Here is a 17,313-nt window from a genome sequence, read left to right on the forward strand (position 1 = left end):
ATACATATTTAGAAATCGGTCGTTTCTTGAAGGTATCGTGGTGGAAATCTGCCCACATTTGGCTTCGAAAAATCAAAGGAAAATGCGTACCATAAGGGATTTCTCATCTCTGTTGTCTTCGTCAAAGGTTATAGTAAAAAAATGGATGTTCACTACCTCTGCTTACGTGTCTTTGTTTTTTTTCTAATTGTAGAAAAAAATAAAACTGAAATTTCGGTTAATATTTATGCGATGCTAGTGTAGAACTATATAATTATTTTTCTTCACTTTTTTTACCATCTTACATACTTTCGGTAGAATAGTGGTGGGAATACACTTTATTCCCAAATAAAATATTAAGCAAAGGGGAATTATTATTTATGACTGATTTTAGGCTTAGAATGAAGAAAAGTGTAGAAATTTTAGATATGAAGTTACAAGAAATTAATGATGCTAAAATGGCTATTGGGAGAAAAAAAGTTTGGAGCGATACAGAAAGATATAAGTTGAACATGGAAACATTAACTTGGATTATAAATACCGATTCATTACTTTTTAAAAATGATAAAGATTATGAAGAATGCAAGATTAATTTTCAGAAAAAAATAGAAAGCAATTTCAAACGGAGTTTAAAAAACATTCACTTACTTATATAAAAATGACAGAGAATGGCTTGAAGTCAATTTTCCTACACAACGTGATACCTTGCGCACACAAAAGCATTCAATTGTTACTGTAAATGATGCAAGATAAATTTGAAATTTAGAGAGAGGGATGTTACTTGAAAAGAAGCGTATTATATATTGAAGATAATGAGAAAATAGGCAGTTGGGTAAAAGAAGAATTGGAACAGCGGGGGTTTTCAGTTCAATGGCTGCTTTCAGGTGAAGGAGCCGAAAGAGAAGTAAATCAGCATGAATTAGTTATTTTGGATATCATGCTACCCGGGTTAGACGGATTTACTGTGGGAAAACGATTAAAGAAGGTAGCTCCTGCCGTTCCTATATTGCTGTTATCTGCTCGAACATCGATAGAAGATAAGGTAGATGGTTTAAAATTTGCTGATGACTATTTAACGAAACCCTTCCATACGGATGAATTAGTTGCAAGATTAGAAGTATTAATCCGTCGAAGTGGTGGAACACATTCCGAGCGCATTTCATTAGGAAATGATATTGAAGTAGATCCAGAAGTTCAAATGGTATACGACAAACGCACAGGTGAAGAAATTATATTAACAGGGAAACAACATCAAATATTAATGTACTTCTTACGCCATCCTAATCAGGTTTTACCCAAAGAACAAATCTATGAAGCCATTTGGCAAGAACCTTATATTACTGGTGATAAAACAATAATGGTGCATATCCATCGATTGCGTCAAAAGTTGGAACTTCATCCAGATTCCCCAGGAATTATTGAAACGTTGAAGGGAATAGGCTATCGGGTGAAACTATGAAACAGAATAGATCATTATTTCGTCGTTTTCTAAAAGTGCATTTTCTATTTATCTTTTTTCCTCTTCTTGTGCTTATTTTCTTCACTTCGTTCGTTCCTGTTAGCAATGAAAAAGAAATGAATATGTTAAATCTGTTTTACTTTACCGTACTTTTGTTTGGTTTTATTATTGTCGCATTTGTTGTAATATCTTGGCTGTTCTTCTTGAGACTTCGTAAACGTCTCACCCGCTTACAGGAAGTCATGTCATTTTCAGCTAATAATAATTCATTTCCTAAACCAATATCTGTTCAAACGAATCGTATGGATGAAATAGACCAATTAGGAAGTTCTTTTAATTGGATGATTCAGCAGCTTGAAGACAGTAGAAGGCGAGAATATGAAGAGGAATTCTTACGCCATCGACTCATTGCGAATTTATCTCACGACTTACGAACGCCACTTACCATTTTGAGAGGACATATCACCAGATTAAATAAAGAATCAAGGAGTTTTGAAGGGCAAGACTCATTAGCAGAGATGAACCATACGATTACAAGAGTCGGAGATCTAATGGATGATTTACTTTCCTATACATTGCTTACATCAGGGAAACATCCTTTTCATCCCACTTCAACAGATATTGTACGATTAGTAAGAGCATCTGTCGCTGAGTGGTATCCTGCATTTGAAGAAAAAGAAATTCAGTTAGATGTTGATTTACCGATAGAGAAGACTTTTTATTGGGAAGCAGATCCTAAATGGATGACACGAGTTCTGGATAATTTATTTCAGAATATTCTTCGCCATGCAGTAGAGGGAAAATATACAAACATTGTGGTTGATGTAGAAAAAGAACTGATCATTGTTGCAGACAGAGGTCCAGGTATGGATAACTCTTCCTATGAGGGTGGGGCGGGGATTGGTTTATCGGCTTCAAATTATATGTTAAAAAAAATGAAGCTGAGAGCTGACTTTACATCAAATGAAAATGGTACAAGAGTAGCTATTGGTAGAGCTTAACCTAAAGTTAACCCAGAAGTAAACAACAAGATAACCGAAATGTAATTTTGCTTCTTTATAATTAGAACCATAACAGAAAGGAAGTGTTATGGTTGCTTACGATTAATAACTTAGTCAAACATCGCGGAACTCAAGAAATCTTATCAGGTATCAGTTTTAAAGCTAGACCAGGTAGAGTAACTGGTTTTTTAGGTCCAAATGGGGCTGGGAAAAGTTCAACACTTCGCATCCTGCTTGGATTAGATCGTGCCACCTCAGGAAGTGCACTCATTGATGGAGTGCCATTTGCAGAAATACAGAATCCTCTAGCAACAGTAGGTGCTGCACTTGATGGATTTGGAGCTCATCGTATGCGTACAGGACGGGCACACTTGCGCTGGATTGCTCGTGCCGCAGGGTTGCCTCGCTCACGTGTCGAGGAAGTTCTGGAAATAGTAGGTCTTAGTAATGCGGCTGGGAAAAGGGTCGGCAATTATTCCCTTGGCATGGGGAGAAGACTTGGAATGGCAGCGGCACTACTTGGGGATCCAAAAATATTGGTTTTAGATGAACCCGTAAACGGGCTCGACCCAGAAGGAATTCGTTGGATTCGGACATTTTTACGTGAACGCGCTGAGTCTGGAAACACGGTGTTACTATCCAGTCATCTAATGGGAGAGCTTGAAGAGACTGTTGATGATGTGGTGATTATTAATCATGGAAAAATCGTTGCAAATGGAACATTGAAAGAAGTAATAGGGAATCATTCCACGCTGGAGGAAGCCTTTTTTGCCCTGACATCTGAACATGCAGGTGATGTTGTATGAGAGCATTCAACGCGGAACTATCTAAACTGCTCTCCTTGCCGGGCATTTGGCTTGCTTTTCTTATTGGAGCATTTGCCCCAGCGGTCATTGCTGCCTTGGACAGTACAGCACAAAAAGAGGAGATTATAGCTGGAGTTAGCACACGTCTATCGGAAGTTGGCTATATTGGTTTAGGTCTTGGCGTGCAAGGTATCATTATTCTTGGTGTGCTTGCTGTCAGCAGTGAGTATTTGACAGAGAGTAGTGAATCTGGTGGAGGGAATCAGATTACAACGAGTTTAACCGTTGTTTCATCCCGACTTCATTTTTTGGTGGCAAAAGCAGGTGCTGTGACAGTGATCAGCGTTCTACTTTCTATTATTGCTATTCTAACAACTGTGTCTGCAACAAATCTTATTCTTGGTGAATACGCCCCTGCATTTGAAGCATCTAGACTGATCGGCGTGGTTTGTTACTGGACATTTACTGCTCTTTTAGCATTTGGGATTACGGTTCTAACTAAGAATGGAATTATCCCGCTTACTGTGCTCATGATAAATTCATCTGTTGTGACAGTCTCTTACCTCCTTACTAAGGTTACAAAATTAGCGTTTTACTTACCAGATAAGGCAGGCTTTGATATGTTTATGTTTACGAGCGACAGTTTTCACACCCCATTCACAGGTGGTTTAATCATGTTTGCTTGGGTAGCTGTTCTTTTCATTGTCGCAGCCATTGTATTCCATAGGAGGGACGTTACATCATGAGTGTCTCTTCTAGTAGAAAGATAACACTAATCCTTGGTGCTGAACTGGATAAATTAGTTACATTACCATTGATAAGTTTCACACTTATTGGTACATTCATTCTTAACTTAGTTTTAGTGGCTGCTTTTACTTCTGCTGGTCTGCATGGGGCAGCAGGAACGCAAAGTATCCTGAATACAGGACTTGCTTCTATGGGATATCTTCAAGCAGGGTTCATTATTCTAGGTATCTTAGCTACTTGTTCTGAGTATACGGGTGGACAGATTCGAACTACTTTAACTACGATCCCTTGGCGTGGGTTTCAATTATCCACGAAGTATTTAGCTTTGGCAATTGTAACCATTCCTATGGCGTTTATTATTGCTGCATCAGGTGTACTATATGCTTTTATTATGATGAGAGACACAGCATTAGTGATTGAAATAGACGCTATGATAAAAACTTTAGTAGGTGCAACCGGCTATCTAACATTAACCACCCTTCTCAGTGCAGCTATAGGTGTTCTACTCAGACGAACCACTCCTGCTTTAGTGGTACTGCTTGGTCATTATTTTATTGTCAGTCCATTATTGAGAGATTTTTTACCCAGTATTAAAAATTATTTTCCGGATACGGCAGGATATTATATGTATATGCCGCCTTCCTCTGATGAAATAAATGTCCTTACACCAATGCAAGGGACAGGCGTTTCAATGTTATGGACACTGATCTTTATTACAGTAGCTATTGTATTTTACCGTAAACAAGATGCCTAAGTTTAGGTTTCATCATTTATATAAAATAAGGAAATTGATTTATAGCTACGGTATAATAAATTCGGTAAATATTCAAAAATAGGAAATAATTACATAAAAGGAGGTAGAAATGGAATCGCAATTAAGTGTTGAAAGTAAAGTGAAAAATAATGATGTAAAAGCAATAATAGGGTTTCTACTCATATTTTATTTGGTATGGACAATTAAAGAATTATGGTTAATTGACTACATTTATTCGTTCGGTGAAATAATCTCCCCATTATTAGAGGCGTTGGTTAAGGGGTTTGTATGGATTGTTCCAACTTGGTTATACATAAAATATTATTTACATACTAACCCATTTGACTACTTAAGAGTGAACGTTAATGTTAAAAGAGGTTTATTTTGGGGAGTAGTTCTTTCACTGTTAGTTGGCTTATATTTTGCATTTGAAACATATATTATTAATCAGCAATCATTTCAATTTTCATTATCCCTTGATGATTACCTTAATGGTTTTCTTATGGCAGGGCTAGCTGAAGAAATTGTTTTCAGGGGATTAATTTTACAAGAAATCAATAAAAAAATGGCTTTTTGGAAAGCAAATATTGTAACTGCTTTACTATTTTTGGTCATTCACTACCCAATTTGGATTTACAATGCTGGATTCTATGATTTCTTTATAGCTGGGACCCATATATATGTTTTTGCAATAGGTTTACTTTTTGGTTTTGTCTATAAAAAGACAGGTTCATTATGGTCGGTTGTGTTGTTGCACGCGTTGCATAATTTTTTTGTTACTATTATTTAGTTTTGTAGATTAACTCTGCCATTATGATTGAACAGTAACAATTTTAAAAAACAGCCATAATTTAAAAGTGCCTTCCTTTATACAATAGAGGAAGGGACTAGCTTTTTAAGCCTAAAATCAACTAATTTTATTTTTTATACCAGCCCTACATAAATTAGCTACTAACTTAAATATACTAGGGTACAATTGAGTTGTGTACACACATCACATGTAGCTTTTTAATAAAGTTTGATCAAAAACATCTCACAAACCAGCATTTTTCTATATATAAAAAGACTCCATTTTGAAAAAAATTTGATCAAAAAGGAGTCTTATATTGTAATACTAAGATTGATTTTTATAAAAAAGTTTGATTATTTTCTTCCTATGTTGTTCAACAATCTCGCCCGATGGTTGAACAGTAATTTACTCTATATAGTCAATTAACTTTGCTGGAACTTGCTCAAAAATATAAACTTCAGGGTTATTAAAAGGCTTATTATTTAAATAATCTTCGAGAGTGTTCATACTTGCCCAATAATTTTTCATTAAATCTTCCTTTGAAGATAATCCCTCAATAATACGCCCTTTGCCACCATCATACATGTCCTCAATATAAGCAAATAAATCACTTGATATATCTCGGTTAAAAACTAAAATTTTATCACTAAACACTGGAAACCGATAGTGAGGACTTTCGTCGACTTCCAAATCTACTCCGAAAGCAACTTCAAAATCAATCCATTTTGGTAAATTTGCTGGTCTGAAACGCTCCGTTAAATCTGGAAATAAATTAGCACTCTTGGAATACCACTTGGTTGACGTCTTGTAATTTAATCCTTCCTTTAATACGATTTGGGGACTTATATTTTCGAAGATATCATTGTGAATAACCATATGATATAAAAACAAACGAGTTCCTCCTTTCCTTAAATAAAGGTTCCTAAAAAAATCCTCAATTAAACTACGCTCTAATTTGATACGTTCAAAACGAATAGAAGTTCAAGTACTGTTTACAAACTAATTTCTCGTGAAAAAAATTCAATTACCTGCAAATGAACTAAATGCCCTTTAACCATTTTTTTCTGCCTTCTTGTTCAACAGACCTGCGTTGATAGTTTAAGTGCATTTCTTTAATCTCTCATAATTTTAACATAAATATCCATTTAGAGGGATTGTTTAACAATATGGCCCTTTTCATGAATAAAGACGCTTTCCTTATTACGGAAAAGCGCCCGTTAATTGAAGAAACACCCCCTCTTTTATTACACATTATCCTTCGTTTAGTCCTTTTCATCCTTAACAAAGAAATTAATCTCCTTTAAGTGCTCAGGTATGTGCTGCGTATCTAATTTGGATAATATATTCCGAGTTTTAATTCAACTATTTTTATGCTAAAACCATTGACTCTTACCAGCGTCTAGTCTTATTATATTTATATTGACTCGATTTATTAAAAATAGTCACCAAAGGAGAAGAACGTATGCCTAAGATCATAAGTGAGCAGGAGAAGGAACATATCAAAAATGCAATGTATATCAAAGGAATAGAGCTCATTCGTAAGAAAGGCATGAAGCGAGTTACGGTTGACGATATTACAGCAGCTGTGCAAATAGCCAAGGGTTCCTTCTATACCTATTATCCTTCCAAGGAAGAATTTCTCTACCATATTATAAAGCAAAATGAGCAGGCTTTACTTGATCGAGTTCTTGAAATCGGAGCTAGCTCAGGACATTTTAAGGACAAGATTACTCATGCACTTCGTGAAATTTACTTGGCGCCAGATAGTCTTGCACTCTATGTTCAGCCATCAGACCTAGAATATTTGCTGCGCAAGCTTCCAAATCCTATCAACAAAAAGGAACAGGAAAAATCCAAAACTAATTTTCAGAGTACAATGAATGGCTTGGGAATAGAGGATGCTCAATGTGATTATAGCGTACTTGCGAATTTAATGGATGGCTTACATTTTATCGCCTCAAATCAAAACCAATACGGTGAACAAGGAAGGACACAAGCATTAAGCATTCTTGTAGAAGCAATTGCGGAATATCTAAGCAAGTGCAAGCAAAATTCAACCAAAAATAACTAGAGGAGGCATTCATATGAATCAATCTTGGATTATTTTCATAGCGGCTATTGCCTGCATCAGTATGGCGATTTATTGGTTTCTCTATACAAAGAAGCGTGCAACAGCTTGTCATATCCATACGCCAAACGGAATAGATGAGGGCGAGTATGTGACGATTGGTGGAATACAGCAGTTTTTATATCATCGTGGTGAAGATAAGGATCACCCCATCCTCTTATTCCTGCATGGAGGTCCTGGCAGTCCGATGCTTCCTTTTGCCCAAGACTTTCAGTTTCCTTGGGAAGATAAAGTAACCGTTGTCCACTGGGAACAACGAAACAGCGGTAAAACCTTCTTTGCCAATGATCCACAGAAAGTCACGCCGACAACAACGATTGAACAAGCGTTACAGGATACATATGAAGTTGTGAGCTATTTACAAAAGAAATATAACAAAGAGCGAATCCTTCTGCTTGGTCATTCATGGGGTTCTATCTTAGGTAGTCTATTCACCATGCAATATCCACAGATGGTTCAAGCCTATATTGGAGTTGGACAAGTTGTAAATATGTTTGAAAACGAACGAATTGGCTACGAGAAAGCATTGGAATGCAGCAGACAAGTAAAAAATCAGAAAGATATTAGCACCTTACAGGCTTTAAGTCCTTATCCCGAGCACCATTTTAGTGATGCCATGGTCAAGAAGCTTATGAAACTTCGTAAGTTGCAAGGTAAGTATAAGCTTGCGATGCAACCATCACTTCAACTAGTTATGAGCGTACTATGTTCTCCCTTTTATTCGTTCAAAGATATTAAATACATGTTAATGAGCGATGTACTAGAAATAAAACAACGTGCTATTTTGGAATTTTTGTTTAAGTCCTATGATCTGAACATGGTAACTTCAGACTATCAAGTTCCAGTATTCTATATCCATGGCGAGGATGACTGGCAAACTCCTTATTCTCTCGCTCGCACATACTTTGATCAACTCAAGGCGCCAATGAAACAATTTTACTCCATACCAAATGCTGGACATGTGACGATGCTTGATCAGAAGGAGCTATTCAACGAAGCTTTATTCGACATTATCGATCAAATCAAACATTAATTGCCAAAGCCATTCCATCATAGCACCATGATGGAATGGGACTCGAATATCTCAACCAAGTCAGATACAACTAAATGGCCCTTTTCATAAATAAAGACGCTTTCCTTATTACGGAAAAGCGCCCGATTGTTGAATAACGAATATTAAATCTTGGTACCATATAGACTCGACATTTAATTACATACAGTTCTCCGTAACGAATATAAGCGCAGTTTTCATACTCAGTTTTATTTTAAATTAATCCCCTTTAATGAAAACAAGCGCTAATCCTAATTACAAAATCGGGCCCGATCGCTTATAATCCTTTTCAACTTCTTTTTTTCTTTTCTACCCATAATTGAAGTTTGTTAAGTATCTTGACCCCAATGTAACAGTCCAATATTCAAATGGTTCCCCAAAAACCACCTATAAATATAAAAATTAGTAGTGGAATTTAACAATTTTATTGAAAGTGAAAAAAAGTAGGGTTATAATGATTTTTAAATATTTAAAAAACGAAGAACAGGCTAAGTATGTCATTCCCTTTAACGAAAGAGAGCAATCGGTAGCTGAAAAGATTGTGTTAAATAATGATTGAAAGACACCTGTGAGTGTTATCCTGAAAAAAGTAAGGATAGACGGTTTGCAGTTTGCAACCGTTAAAAAGCTTTAAGTTGGCTGTGTATGCAGCAATTAGGGTGGTACCGCGAGATAGGCTCTCGTCCCTGACAAATTGTCAGGGGCGAGAGCTTTTTATATTTAAAGGAGGTGAGTGTCCGTGGATGATGACGATGATGATAAAAGAAAAAAAAAGTTAAAAAATTTAGGAGGAAAAATCATGCATACAAATCTAAAACGTACACTTACCAAAGAGTGTATTAATAAAGTGGGAGAAATGGTAAAAGTCCAAGGTTGGGTAAAAAAAATAAGGCATCTTGGAAATATCAGTTTTATAGTACTAAGAGAGCGAACTGGTGAACTGCAATGTGTTTTAGAAGGAAAACTTGCTGGCGTCATTATAGAAACAGAAAGTGTTATAGAAGTTATCGGAAAAATCGTTTCAACAAATAACACAGTACTTGGCGTTGAACTGCTAATAAAATCAGTGAAAGTGATAAACAAAAATGGTTTACTACCTTTTGAGGTAAATAAAAAAGAAGTAAACACAGGACTTGAGAACCTTTTAAATCATCGAGTATTATCACTCCGTCATGAAAAAATCGCTTCAATTTTTAAAATAAAAGCAACTCTTGAAGAGGCATTTCGTGAATATTTAACAAATATGGGTTTTATCAGAATTTTTACACCAAAAATTGTTTCTCAAGGTGCGGAGGGTGGCGCCAATGTTTTTAATTTAAATTATTTTGGGAAAGACGCATTCCTTGCACAATCTCCTCAATTTTATAAACAAATGATGGTGGCTTCGGGTCTTGAGAATGTATTTGAAATTGGACCTGTTTTCCGTGCAGAAGAGCACAACTCATCAAGACATTTAAATGAATATATCTCTCTGGATCTTGAAATGGCTTTTATTGAAGATTATGAGGAATTAATGGAGCTAGAAACTCAAGTTATAAAATTTATGTTTGAGAAAGTAAAAGAAAAAAATGAAAACGAGTTAAAGCTTTTGAATATTGAGATGCCAACTATTACTGATATTCCAAAACTAAAATTACATGAAGCAAGAGAAATTTTAAAGAATCGTTTTAAAAAAGAAATGCCAGAAGGTGACCTAAATACCGAAGGAGAAAAACTGATTGCAAAATATATAAAAGAAACGACGAGGAGTGAGTTTGTCTTTATTACAGAGTACCCGAAAGAAAATAGACCAATGTATACAATGCCTGCGGAAAACGGATTAACCAAGTCATTTGACCTCTTATTTAAAGGTCTTGAAATCACATCTGGAGGCCAACGAATTCATGAATATGAAATGCTTGTAGCATCATTCAGAGAAAAAGGACTTAACGAGGAAAACTTCCAAAATTATTTAAACACATTTAAATATGGTGTTCCACCGCATGGAGGTTTTGCTATTGGACTAGAACGTTTAACAGCAAAACTCCTTGGATTAACGAACGTTCGGGAGGCAAGTGCTTTTCCACGAGACATCAATCGATTAACACCTTGAATGGTCTATTAAACTTTATTGTCGGATCTTTTCAATAATAATTCAGCCCACTTCAAATAGTGGGTTTTATTGTTTTTATAATGAAAACTACTATCCTGCATCGTTAGCTTAAGTACATTTGTTCACAATATCTTTGATATACAGTCTAATCAGTTATTCATGAATATGGCCCGTTTGTGGAACAAGAAAAAGTACTGCAGCATATCAACTCAGGATTTTTAGTTAAACTTTTCTATTAACGTCGCGACTTTATTTTAAACATCGCATCTTTTTTATAAACATCGTGACTTTATTTCAAATCTACATTAGTTTAGGTATAGATTCTTTTGATTCTTTTACTGTTGGTAATATAAAATTATTGACACCTATATTTTGTAATTTTAGAGAATGAGGGGTTTTAAAAATACAAAAAACACCCCTTTGGCTAAAAATAACCAAAGGGGTATGCTTCGCAACTTTTTATAACGTCACAATTTTATTTCAAATCAACAGCCACAGTATTTAAAACTGATAAAGTGACAATATTAATTATAATTTTTGCTATATTATTCAATTGTATATGTTATATATTGGAACATTTTAAAAATATTCTTAAAAAAACATAAACCCTGATGCAGCAACTGTAAACAAATAATAAAGTTGTAACCTGAATAACTAAAAAATGCTCATTATATGGGTTACATGCTAGCTTTATTAATAATAAAGTTGCAACCTAGAATTACAATTTTTCCCTGGATGTAAGATTCAAAAAAAATAATAAAGTTGTAACCGGAGTTACGTCTCCATTAAGATTTATTATAGAATAACAGCGTGGAGAGGATAAAACATATTCATCCAATTAGACATGTTTTATTAATGATGTCCTTGGCACTATCAGTTGAAAGGTTTATGAACACCGTACCCCAATACCAACCACTTGGAAGTGGGGCATGGATATGTATGAATCCATTATCAAAACATGGTGATTTTTCCTTGCTTTGAACTAAGGCATTCAACTTTTTTAAATACTCGTTTTCCATTTCAAGTTGCTTTATACGTGCTTGAAGTGCTTCAGGTGAGCCTTCTACAGGAGGTTGTTTTGATGTTTCCTTTTTCATAGATGAACGCCCCTTTTTCTTTGATTGAAGGGCATAATCCTTGTGTTTCAAACTGTTTTCGCCATTTAATAATTGTAGATGACGCTGCTATACCAAAGATAGCTGCTGTTTCATTTGAGGACGTACCATGTTCAATCATGAAGTTTAGTACGTCTAGTTTAAACTGTGGTGTGTAGTTTGTATATGATTTTATACTCACCTCTACACCGTTATATTCATACTGTTTGACCCATTTGTGTATCGCTTTATCATCAACGCCAAGTGATTTAGCTATGGATAGATAGCTTTCTTTCCCATTTATAGCCCGATGAACAGCTTCTAGTTTTTCTTCTGCATTAAATTTAGCCATAAGAAAACTGCACCTCCAATTGTTAGATGTGTCTAACAATTGGAGGTGCAGTTCATAAAGGATAAACGGCTTTTTATCATACATATTGTGAAAGGACTCATTGTTTTTATATGTTAGGCTTATACTCTATTAGCTACCATTTATCACTAATTAACAACTTTCACAATTGAATTACTTGTATACAAGGATGCACTATAATAATTCAATCCATCCATAATATCTGTAAAAAAGCCGTTGGAAGCACTTGTACCTACCAATACACCAGTTAAAATATTTCCAGTTGTATTTGGGCGATACACAGGTCCACCACTATCTCCACCCGTAGAAAAACCACTTGGGTTGTCTGGGGCTACTACAAAAACTTTTCTAGTTTTATTATCTGGCCAGCCACCAAGCATAGCACCTTTTTGAATGACTCGACCACACTGTTTCGCTGTAATAATCCCTGCACGACACACGACTTGACTAAATGCTGGACTTGTAGAATCAACAGCTGTTAGTGTATTGTCAAAGACTTCTGCTGTACTCGTATCTGTTGCTACTCTAATTCCATTCGGCATATCGCCCGCCACTTAAACCATTATCCATTATTTTCACTAAGGCAAAATCCAAGTTTACCCCCATTGCTTGGGCATGTTGACGACCTACATAATAAGAATTTTGAGTTACAAGTCTACCAGTTCCATCTGACGCTACAGTTCCGCTAAAGCAATGGGATGCTGTAATTAAAAAATAGTTTCCAGATTTAGCTGCTATTCCCGCTACAGAGCAATTACTATTATCAATAGCTTCCTGCTCCCAAATTAGTCCAATTACCTGTTTGCGATTTATTAAGTTCCTTTTTTTCAAACTCTTTTTGTTCAAACTCTAAAATATCGCCATACTCAGAACTTTGTTTGATTAATAATGCTTCTTCTAAAGAATTATATGAAAATTTCACCTTCTCTTCAAAAATATCTGACACTAAAGAAATCGTAGGTAAATTCTCCTCTCCACCATAGTAATCTACTATTTCTTGATAAATTTCATCTTGTTGTTTAAGTAAATCTTTATGTGTATATGTTCCCGCTTCTACTTCAATTCCATTTGCACGAAGGTTGACCAAGAGTTGTTGTAAAATTTTGCTGGTAGGAACAACACTTTCTTTATATTTGAAATGAAGTTCTTCATTTTTATCAAAAAATAAATCACCGAAGTCATGTATATCCATTTGTGTTTGTGTCAGTGTCATAGTTAATGGTCTAGCCAGTTTATCAAACAACTCCCTTTGTGCCTCTTGTTTATAACTTATTTCCTCTGCATCACTTGATTGTTCATTAGCAAAAGCATTATTACCAAAACCCAAAAATGTGATACAACTAATAAGTGTTACTAACAAAGTAAACAATTTTTTCATAAAATAAACCCCTTTTAAAATTTTATTATCTTAAACTATCTATTGAAAGGATTCAAAAAGTTCAATTAGCTCTGGAACGCCTGAATCATTCATCGAATAATAAATTTTATCTGTATAAAAAAGACCTGTTTCAGTCGAAGGATAATACCATAAATCTACAAATTGCCTTGAATCATCCTTAAATATAATTTCAAGTTCGAATAAAAATCCTTCGTTTGTACGTTTCCCTAAGAATACACCTGCATTTTTCATAGCTTCTCTAATAATATTAATTTCAACCTCTTTATCAATGGTACGTGTAGCTAAATCATGTTTTACACCTTTACCAGTCACAATGATTTTGTCAATCTCTCCTGCAAACCGAAATCGTTCCTCTGTTTGTTCTTCCTCACTACAACTAATAAGAAACAACAAAATGAATAAAGATAACATCAGAAGTAAAAATTTCTTCATGATAACCCCCCAAAGCCTTTACTTACTTTGATTTTTCAATTTTTTCACCATTACTACTACCACTCTTCTTAACAGACTTTTGATCGTTAACCATTGAAGAAACTAATAGCCTCTCCAATCTCACGACCTCCTCGTCATTTGAAAACAATTCTTTACTACCATTTCTATAAAAAAGAATATCATACAAAAATGAAATAACAATATTTTTCCGATTTTCCTTTTCATACCAATAGATAAAAAACTGAAGGTACTGGAAAACTTAAAAATCCATAAAAACCGTAGTAACTATTGAAGTGACCCCTAAAAGTTAGACACGGTTATTTCATTAGACAGTTTGGGTAAAACGAGTACGGTATTGCACTGGACTCGTTTTTAATTTTGCCTTGATTCGTTTTGTATTATAGTAATTAATATATTTTTCTAATTCTATTTTAAAATGCTCTATACTTTCAAATTCCTTCATGTAAAGGAATTCAGATTTTATAATGCCGAAGAAATTCTCCATCACAGAGTTGTCATAACAGTTTCCTTTACGAGACATACTTTGGACAATCTCCCTTGTTTCAAGGGCATAACGATACGGTTTCATTTGATAATGCCAGCCTTGGTCAGAATGCATCAGTAGCTGATGGCGCTCAGGTAATCGTGCGAATGCTTTGTCCAACATGTCTGAAACAAGTGAATAGGTTGGTCTAGAGCCAATTGTGTACGTGATAATTTCCCCATTAAATAAATCTAAAACTGGAGATAGATAAAGCTTCTCACCGAATAATTTAAACTCTGTAATGTCTGTTGCCCATTTTTCATTTGGGGCATCTGCTGTAAAATTACGATCTAAAATATTAGGCGCAATTTTACCAACCTTTAAATTTTATACCTTTAGGAGTTACGGTTGCTTTGCCTCTATCTTTCATATCTCCTGTATGTATGAAACAGCATCTGAACATTAAAAAGTTTTACGGGCAAAGCGAGCTAACGGTGCACAATCAGGTGTACATTACAATAATCGTATACTGCTTAAACGTCGTGCTAGATAAATTGGGTGATCTCTATTATCTAATGATATATGACTATTTGAGTTCAATAAATCTTTTGCAAACCTTATTGCATAATCCCATTTTTCAGAAAGCATTGAAGTGAAAAATTTCATGACAACAGCTCCTTTATCTTTAGAGTATTTAAAAGTAAAGTATCTCTTATTATCAATCCTTCCAACCCAAAGTCTGGCTAATACCTTGGATGAGATGCTTACCATTAACAGTATTAGTTGAGATCCGTAAGCAAAACCAAATCAAGCTAACGATCGCAGTATATCATCGAGTTTTTTGCTGTTGGAAATAATTCCATTATTCATCCAAGTTAGAAAATCAACCTCGTAAACATGGTTGTTTCTAACAGCTGGCAGATTACGCCACTCTGGCTTCTCAAGCAGTTCCCTCTCCTTACCTTCTTCCTGGCCATGCCATTTATCGAAAGTAATGAACAGGTGATCTGCGGATAACATACGCAGATCTTCTACAGAGAGATTGAACATACCTGGCCTGTTCGCTTTTGAAGCTAAACCTACTGCGGAGTGGGAGCGCAATCCAACATCGCCATAGAGAACTGTTGAAACAAAACCTTGCCCTCCTTCCGTATATTGGATGATCTGGTCCGCTGAGATACGCAAAAAAGCAACACTCTGACCTTTCATAAGATGACTCAGCGCTTGACTCGCACTCCTTGCTTTGAAATCATAATTTGCGATAGCTTCATCGGCCAACTCCGCTCGCCCGAAATAATCGGCGACGGTACGTAGCAGTGTACGCCAATTATTCGTATGCTCACGCAGGATGCACGTGTTGGATATGCGTCGGCACTGAGCATATTGCTGTTGTTCGTAACGATCCACAAGCAATATCAAATCTGGTTTATAATAGGAAAGCTTTTCAAGATTGCCCCTGTTCTCCTCAAACGTCGGAATATGGTTTAAGCCTAGATAGTCTTGTTTTCCCCATTTCTCATGCCAATATTGGGCGATAGGCTCCATATCCAGCGCGACGATGAAATCCTCCAAATATGGCGCTACTACTCTAAGCTTTCCCTTGCGACTGCGACGGTATTGTCCGGGTGATATGCCTACCGTCTGCTTGAAACGACGGCTGAAATAATATTCATTGCTGAAACCTGCATTTAGCGCAATATCGAGCAACTTGTCATCGGCGCTCGCCAGCCACTTCTTGGCTTGATTAATCCGTACTTCATTCAAGTACTGAAGCGGTACTTGACCAGTAGCCTCTTTGAACAGACGGGTATACTTCCAACGATCAATGCCTGCAAGGGAGGCCAGCTCTTCCACAGTCAGCAGCTCACGGTAATATTGATGAATGTGCCGTATACTTAGCTCTACCCCATGATGCTCGGTATCCGTTCCCTTCTCTTCGATTACAGGTGCATTTTGTTGGAATAGAAAGAGCAGCAACTCTTGGAATTTCACAAATCGTTGGAACAGCTCGAGCTCGTCGCTCGCTCTGCGGAGCCCATATAACTCATTAAGGATCTCCATTGTCTTTGCGAAGGGTGAGCAGGCAAGCTCTTGCTTATCTGGTAGCAAACCTAAAGCTGCATCATAGCCTATCGTTACGAAGCGAACCTGGTAGTAACTGCAGTTCGAAACCTTATGATTAATAGTGAAATATCTGCCAGGTCCCTGTAAATAACATTTTCCTTGTCCCGTGCCACTCATAATAAAGAGGAGTTCAAAGCTTTCTGTATCGTTTCTATTGCTGCCATCCGAATCATTCATTTCGGCTTGTTCGCCCACAACGATGAAGCGGATCGATTGCAGCATATATCGCACTAATGGTGCCATCTCGGCCTGCTCGCACTGTTCAATATCCATTGTTACTAACAACCGCCCTTTAATTGATATTCATTCTCAATGAATTTAGTGTAAATCAAAAAGAGCCGCCCATCAACCTTAAACTGTACTTTTTTAAGTTGAGGAAAAAGAAGTCGAAGTAGAAATGTCCAATAAATACTTTACTAAAGAAGAACAGAAAAAAATAAAATGCAATCCAAATATACAGGCTAACGATTACATATACAAAAGAATTTAACCTTCATTTTATTGAGAAACTGAAAATGGTAAATTACCTAAAGAAGTTTTTAAAGCAGCAGGTTTAGATGTTGAATTAATTGGTTTAAAGCGTATTCAGAAGAAATAACGCTT

At 35.9% G+C, this 17,313-nt stretch carries 17 protein-coding genes, 2 pseudogenes and 1 other annotated feature; of the genes and pseudogenes, 11 read left to right on the forward strand and 8 right to left on the reverse strand.

From position 1 onward, the window contains the following. Positions 1 to 359 precede the first annotated feature (359 nt). The 7 genes from ACQKIM_RS20445 to ACQKIM_RS20475 all read left to right on the forward strand — a co-directional run bounded on the left by ACQKIM_RS20445 (position 360) and on the right by ACQKIM_RS20475 (position 5,536). Positions 360 to 635 (forward strand): hypothetical protein, encoded by a 276-nt coding sequence (locus ACQKIM_RS20445; RefSeq protein WP_427547574.1) that lies wholly within the window; start codon positions 360 to 362, stop codon positions 633 to 635. 125 nt (positions 636 to 760) lie between these two features. Continuing rightward, positions 761 to 1,438, forward strand: a complete 678-nt coding sequence (locus ACQKIM_RS20450) for a response regulator transcription factor (RefSeq protein WP_427547576.1) — start codon at positions 761 to 763, stop codon at positions 1,436 to 1,438. Continuing rightward, positions 1,435 to 2,439, forward strand: coding sequence for a HAMP domain-containing sensor histidine kinase (locus ACQKIM_RS20455; protein ID WP_427547578.1), 1,005 nt, complete (start codon positions 1,435 to 1,437; stop codon positions 2,437 to 2,439). The genes ACQKIM_RS20450 and ACQKIM_RS20455 overlap by 4 nt, the downstream gene beginning before the upstream one ends. A gap of 83 nt (positions 2,440 to 2,522) precedes the next feature. Then, on the forward strand, positions 2,523 to 3,245 hold the full coding sequence (locus ACQKIM_RS20460; protein WP_427547580.1) for an ABC transporter ATP-binding protein: 723 nt from the start codon (positions 2,523 to 2,525) through the stop codon (positions 3,243 to 3,245). Beyond that, positions 3,242 to 3,991, forward strand: coding sequence for an ABC transporter permease (locus ACQKIM_RS20465; protein ID WP_427547582.1), 750 nt, complete (start codon positions 3,242 to 3,244; stop codon positions 3,989 to 3,991). The genes ACQKIM_RS20460 and ACQKIM_RS20465 overlap by 4 nt, the downstream gene beginning before the upstream one ends. Continuing rightward, entirely contained in the window at positions 3,988 to 4,746 is a 759-nt protein-coding gene (locus ACQKIM_RS20470; RefSeq protein ID WP_427547584.1) for an ABC transporter permease, read from the forward strand. Before ACQKIM_RS20465 ends, ACQKIM_RS20470 begins: the two co-directional genes overlap by 4 nt. 109 nt (positions 4,747 to 4,855) lie before the next feature. Continuing rightward, positions 4,856 to 5,536 (forward strand): CPBP family intramembrane glutamic endopeptidase, encoded by a 681-nt coding sequence (locus ACQKIM_RS20475; protein ID WP_427547586.1) that lies wholly within the window; start codon positions 4,856 to 4,858, stop codon positions 5,534 to 5,536. Between the two features lie 405 nt (positions 5,537 to 5,941). Here the strand turns inward: ACQKIM_RS20475 and ACQKIM_RS20480 are convergent, their stop codons facing one another. Beyond that, entirely contained in the window at positions 5,942 to 6,427 is a 486-nt protein-coding gene (locus ACQKIM_RS20480) for a hypothetical protein (protein ID WP_427547588.1), read from the reverse strand. A gap of 571 nt (positions 6,428 to 6,998) precedes the next feature. On the opposite strand from ACQKIM_RS20480, the gene ACQKIM_RS20485 reads away from it, so the two are divergent. From ACQKIM_RS20485 to ACQKIM_RS20500, 4 genes are all read left to right on the forward strand, one after another. Continuing rightward, positions 6,999 to 7,607 carry a TetR/AcrR family transcriptional regulator gene (locus ACQKIM_RS20485; protein WP_427547590.1) on the forward strand — a complete coding sequence of 203 codons (609 nt, stop codon included), beginning with the start codon at positions 6,999 to 7,001 and terminating at the stop codon, positions 7,605 to 7,607. A 13-nt stretch (positions 7,608 to 7,620) separates the two neighbouring features. Continuing rightward, entirely contained in the window at positions 7,621 to 8,697 is a 1,077-nt protein-coding gene (locus tag ACQKIM_RS20490) for an alpha/beta fold hydrolase (RefSeq protein WP_427547592.1), read from the forward strand. A 488-nt stretch (positions 8,698 to 9,185) separates the two neighbouring features. Continuing rightward, positions 9,186 to 9,406, forward strand: a binding site (T-box leader). Between the two features lie 108 nt (positions 9,407 to 9,514). Next, positions 9,515 to 10,807 carry an aspartate--tRNA(Asn) ligase gene (gene aspS, locus ACQKIM_RS20495; RefSeq protein ID WP_427547626.1) on the forward strand — a complete coding sequence of 431 codons (1,293 nt, stop codon included), beginning with the start codon at positions 9,515 to 9,517 and terminating at the stop codon, positions 10,805 to 10,807. An 858-nt stretch (positions 10,808 to 11,665) separates the two neighbouring features. Continuing rightward, positions 11,666 to 11,788 carry a hypothetical protein gene (locus tag ACQKIM_RS20500; RefSeq protein ID WP_427547628.1) on the forward strand — a complete coding sequence of 41 codons (123 nt, stop codon included), beginning with the start codon at positions 11,666 to 11,668 and terminating at the stop codon, positions 11,786 to 11,788. Here ACQKIM_RS20500 and ACQKIM_RS20505 read toward each other — a convergent pair. From ACQKIM_RS20505 to ACQKIM_RS20535, 7 genes and pseudogenes are all read right to left on the reverse strand, one after another. Further along, positions 11,768 to 12,253 (reverse strand): annotated as a pseudogene (locus ACQKIM_RS20505) (transposase); the annotation flags it as partial. The gene ACQKIM_RS20500 and the pseudogene ACQKIM_RS20505 overlap by 21 nt on opposite strands. Before the next feature lie 146 nt (positions 12,254 to 12,399). Continuing rightward, the gene (locus ACQKIM_RS20510; protein ID WP_427547594.1) at positions 12,400 to 12,813 is read right to left on the reverse strand and encodes a hypothetical protein; all 414 of its coding nucleotides are present in this window, start codon (positions 12,811 to 12,813) and stop codon (positions 12,400 to 12,402) included. Continuing rightward, positions 12,797 to 13,102, reverse strand: a complete 306-nt coding sequence (locus tag ACQKIM_RS20515) for a hypothetical protein (protein WP_427547595.1) — start codon at positions 13,100 to 13,102, stop codon at positions 12,797 to 12,799. The genes ACQKIM_RS20510 and ACQKIM_RS20515 overlap by 17 nt, the downstream gene beginning before the upstream one ends. Continuing rightward, positions 13,035 to 13,649, reverse strand: coding sequence for a hypothetical protein (locus ACQKIM_RS20520; RefSeq protein WP_427547597.1), 615 nt, complete (start codon positions 13,647 to 13,649; stop codon positions 13,035 to 13,037). Before ACQKIM_RS20520 ends, ACQKIM_RS20515 begins: the two co-directional genes overlap by 68 nt. Before the next feature lie 39 nt (positions 13,650 to 13,688). Beyond that, positions 13,689 to 14,102 carry a hypothetical protein gene (locus ACQKIM_RS20525; RefSeq protein ID WP_427547599.1) on the reverse strand — a complete coding sequence of 138 codons (414 nt, stop codon included), beginning with the start codon at positions 14,100 to 14,102 and terminating at the stop codon, positions 13,689 to 13,691. Between the two features lie 325 nt (positions 14,103 to 14,427). Then, positions 14,428 to 14,964 (reverse strand): annotated as a pseudogene (locus tag ACQKIM_RS20530) (IS3 family transposase); the annotation flags it as partial. Positions 14,965 to 15,393: 429 nt separating this feature from the next. Then, on the reverse strand, positions 15,394 to 16,983 hold the full coding sequence (locus tag ACQKIM_RS20535) for a helix-turn-helix domain-containing protein (RefSeq protein ID WP_427547601.1): 1,590 nt from the start codon (positions 16,981 to 16,983) through the stop codon (positions 15,394 to 15,396). Between the last annotated feature and the right edge of the window lie 330 nt (positions 16,984 to 17,313).

Origin of the sequence: Lysinibacillus sp. NPDC047702 (assembly GCF_050272555.1) — a bacterium.
Lineage (GTDB): Bacteria > Bacillota > Bacilli > Bacillales_A > Planococcaceae > Lysinibacillus.